Annotated in this window: 3 protein-coding genes; 1 reads left to right on the top strand and 2 read right to left on the bottom strand. The window is 63.7% G+C overall.

The window, feature by feature from the left end:
* Window positions 1-55 precede the first annotated feature (55 nt).
* Complete coding sequence (locus PKA57_RS04675; protein WP_324297996.1) at window positions 56-1,663, bottom strand: carboxyl transferase domain-containing protein; 1,608 nt, start codon at window positions 1,661-1,663, stop codon at window positions 56-58.
* 95 nt (window positions 1,664-1,758) lie between these two features.
* Here PKA57_RS04675 and PKA57_RS04680 point away from each other — a divergent pair, with 95 nt between their 5' ends.
* Window positions 1,759-2,349 carry a TetR/AcrR family transcriptional regulator gene (locus PKA57_RS04680; protein ID WP_324297998.1) on the top strand — a complete coding sequence of 197 codons (591 nt, stop codon included), beginning with the start codon at window positions 1,759-1,761 and terminating at the stop codon, window positions 2,347-2,349.
* Window positions 2,350-2,353: 4 nt separating this feature from the next.
* Here the strand turns inward: PKA57_RS04680 and PKA57_RS04685 are convergent.
* A partial coding sequence (locus tag PKA57_RS04685) for an acetoacetate--CoA ligase (RefSeq protein ID WP_324298000.1) occupies window positions 2,354-3,550 on the bottom strand: 1,197 nt, incomplete at its 5' end.

Below are 3,550 nucleotides of genomic sequence, written 5' to 3' on the forward strand. Positions count from 1 at the left end.
ACCGCGATCTCGCCGCGATTGGCGATGAGGAGGGATTTGAACATGCTCTTGCTCCTCACATCCTGAAGACGCCGAAATGCGTTTCGGACACCGGCGCATTGAGGCAGGCCGAGAAGGCGAGCGCCAGCACGCGGCGCGTTTCCTGCGGCGTGATGATGCCGTCATCCCAGAGCCGCGCGGTGGCGAAATAGGGATGCCCTTCCTTCTCGTATTGAGCGCGGATTGGCGCCTTGAAGGCATCTTCCTCCTCCGCGCTCCAGCTCTCGCCACGCGCTTCCATGCCCTCGCGGCGCACGGTTGCGAGCACGCTCGCCGCCTGCTCGCCGCCCATGACGGAAATGCGCGCATTGGGCCAGGTGAAGAGGAAGCGTGGGCTGTAGGCGCGGCCACACATGCCGTAATTGCCCGCACCATAGGAGCCGCCGATGACGAGCGTGATCTTCGGGACATCGGCGCAGGCGACCGCCGTCACCATTTTAGCGCCGTCCTTCGCGATGCCGCCCGTCTCGTATTCGCGGCCGACCATGAAGCCCGCGATATTTTGCAGGAAGAGCAGCGGAATGCGGCGCTGGCAGCACAGCTCGACGAAATGCGCGACCTTGAGCGCGGACTCCGAAAATAGGATGCCGTTATTCGCGACGATGCCCACGGGCATGCCGTGGAGGTGAGCAAAGCCCGTGACGACGGTTGTGCCATAGAGCGCCTTGAACTCGTCGAATTCGGAGCCGTCCACCAGCCGTGCAATGACCTCGCGCACATCGTACTGGATCGAGAGTGAATGCGGCACCACGCCGTCAAGTTCCGCCGCATCATAGAGCGGCGTCCTGGGCTCGCGCAGAGGGATGTTGACCGGCTTGCTGCGATTGAGCGTGCCGGCGATCTGCCGCGCGAGCGCCAGCGCATGATTGTCGTCGACAGCGTAATGATCGGTGACGCCGGATTTGCGCGAATGCACATCGGCGCCGCCGAGATCCTCGGCTGTCACCACCTCGCCCGTCGCCGCCTTCACGAGCGGCGGCCCGCCAAGGAAGATCGTGCCCTGCTTGCGGACGATGATCGTCTCGTCCGACATGGCGGGCACATAGGCGCCGCCCGCGGTGCAGGAACCCATGACGACCGCGATCTGTGGAATGCCCTTCGCGGACATGCGCGCCTGATTGTAGAAGATGCGGCCGAAATGCTCGCGATCGGGGAAGATGTCGGCCTGGTTCGGCAGGTTGGCGCCGCCCGAATCCACGAGATAGAAGCAGGGAAGATTGTTCTCGAGCGCGATCTCCTGCGCGCGTAGATGCTTCTTCACCGTGACGGGATAATAGGTGCCGCCCTTGATCGTGGCATCATTACAGACGATGACGCATTCCTGCCCGCGCACGCGGCCAATGCCGGTGATGATGCCGGCGGCATTGATGGCCTCGCCATACATGCCATGGGCGGCCATAGATGAAAGCTCGAGAAAGGGCGTGCCCGGATCGATGAGGCCATAGACGCGGTCGCGCGGCAGCAGCTTGCCGCGCGAGACATGACGATCGCGCGAGCGCTGATCGCCGCCCTCCGCCGCCTTGGCACGCTCGGCCTCCAGGTCGGCGACGAGGCGCTCCATCGCCGCGGCATTTTCCCGGAAACGCGCATCGCGCGGATTGACGTTGCTCTTCAGAATGGACATGGGCTCGACCGAACGGATTGAAGACGGGGCCGGGTTAGGATACAAACGATCATACGTTCGTTTCCTGCATCCGCGCAAGACGCGTGAGAGGTTCCATGAGCAGGACCAGAGGCTCCTCGGGCCCCAAGACGCTCGCCGCCATCCGCGAGGCCGGGCTCGATCTCATCTACAAGCGCGGCTTCGACGCGATGACGCTGCGCGATCTGGCCGCCCGGGTCGGGCTTCAGCCCGGCTCGCTCTACAATCACATCGCCAATAAGCAGGATCTGCTCTTCGATCTCATCCATAATCACATGGTGACGCTGCTCGCGCGCATCGACGCCGACCTCGACGGCATCGACGACCCGACGGCGCGGCTCAATGCCTTCATCGCCTTCCACCTCACCTATCACATAGAGCGCAAGCGCGAGGTCTTCATCGGCTCGGCCGAGCTTCGGAGCCTGACACCAAAGAACCGCAAGCGCATCGTCGATCTGCGCCGCGCCTATGAGGACCGGCTCTGCGCGATCCTCGAAAGCGGCGTCAGAAAGAAGAAGTTCCGTGTCGGCGATATCCGCGTCGGTGCCTACGCCATCCTCGCCATGCTGACGGGCATCTGCACCTGGTACGATCCGAAGGGGCGCATCGACCGCGAGGCGCTCATCGAAATCCACACAAAGCTCGTCCTCGAGGGTGTGGAGCGATAGCGCCTCAGCTCTTCAGCGCCACGATGTCGTGATAGAGATCGAGCGCCTCGGGATTGGCGAGCGCTTCCTTGTTCTTCACCTGCCGCCCATGGACGACATCGCGCACGGCAAGCTCGGTGATCTTGCCAGACTTTGTGCGCGGAATGTCAGCGACGGCGACGATCTTCGCCGGCACATGGCGGGGCGAGGCCCCCTCGCGGATCTTCTGGCGGATGCGCGCTTCCATCGCCGTATCGAGTGGCGCGCCGGGCTTCATCACCACGAAGAGCACGACGCGCACATCGCCCTGCCACTCCTGGCCGATGGCGATCGCTTCCTGAATTTCGGGAAGCTGCTCGACCTGAGCGTAGATTTCCGCCGTGCCGATGCGCACGCCGCCTGGATTGAGCGTCGCGTCCGAGCGGCCATGGATGATGAAGCCGCCATGCGGCGTCAGCTCCGCGAAGTCGCCATGACACCAGACGCCCGGGAAACGCTCGAAATAGGCGCTGCGATATTTGGCGCCATCCGGGTCGTTCCAGAAACCGATGGGCATGGATGGAAAGGGTTTCGTGCAGACGAGTTCGCCCTTCTCGCCCGCGACGGGCCTGCCCGCATCGTCCCAGATCTCGGTCGCCATGCCGAGCATGCTCGCCTGGATCTCGCCGCGCCAGACCGGCAGCAGAGGCGAGCCGCCGACGAAGCAGGCGAGCAGGTCGGTGCCACCCGAGATCGAGGCGAGCGCCACATCCTTCTTGATGTCCTCATAGACGAAATCGAAACTCTCCGGCACCAGCGGCGAGCCCGTCGAGAGGATCGCGCGGATGCTCGAAAGGTCATGCGTCTCGCGCGGCTTCGCGCCCGACTTCTTCACCGCGTCGATGAATTTGGCCGAGGTGCCGAAGACATCGGCGCGAACGGCATCGGCGTAGTCGAAGAGCACATCGCCAGTGGGATGGAACGGCGAACCGTCGTAAAGCGCGAGCGTCACTTCCGAGGCGAGCGCCGAGACGAGCCAGTTCCACATCATCCAGCCGCAGGTGGTGAAGTAGAAAAGCACATCGCCCGGCTTCAGGTCGCAATGGAGCGCGTGCTCCTTCATATGCTGCAGGAGCGCCCCGCCCGCACTGTGGACGATGCATTTCGGGATGCCGGTCGTGCCGCTCGAATACATGATGTAGAGCGGATGGGCGAAGGGAAGCCGCGTAAAGGTCAGCGGCGC

This window comes from Parvibaculum sp., assembly GCF_035325945.1.
Classification (GTDB): domain Bacteria; phylum Pseudomonadota; class Alphaproteobacteria; order Parvibaculales; family Parvibaculaceae; genus Parvibaculum.

Excerpts from the sequence above, each read along its gene's own strand:
- PKA57_RS04675 (WP_324297996.1), bottom strand. The coding sequence starts at position 1,663 with ATGTCCATTCTGAAGAGCAACGTCAATCCGCGCGATGCGCGTTTCCGG.
- PKA57_RS04680 (WP_324297998.1), top strand. The coding sequence starts at position 1,759 with ATGAGCAGGACCAGAGGCTCCTCGGGCCCCAAGACGCTCGCCGCCATC.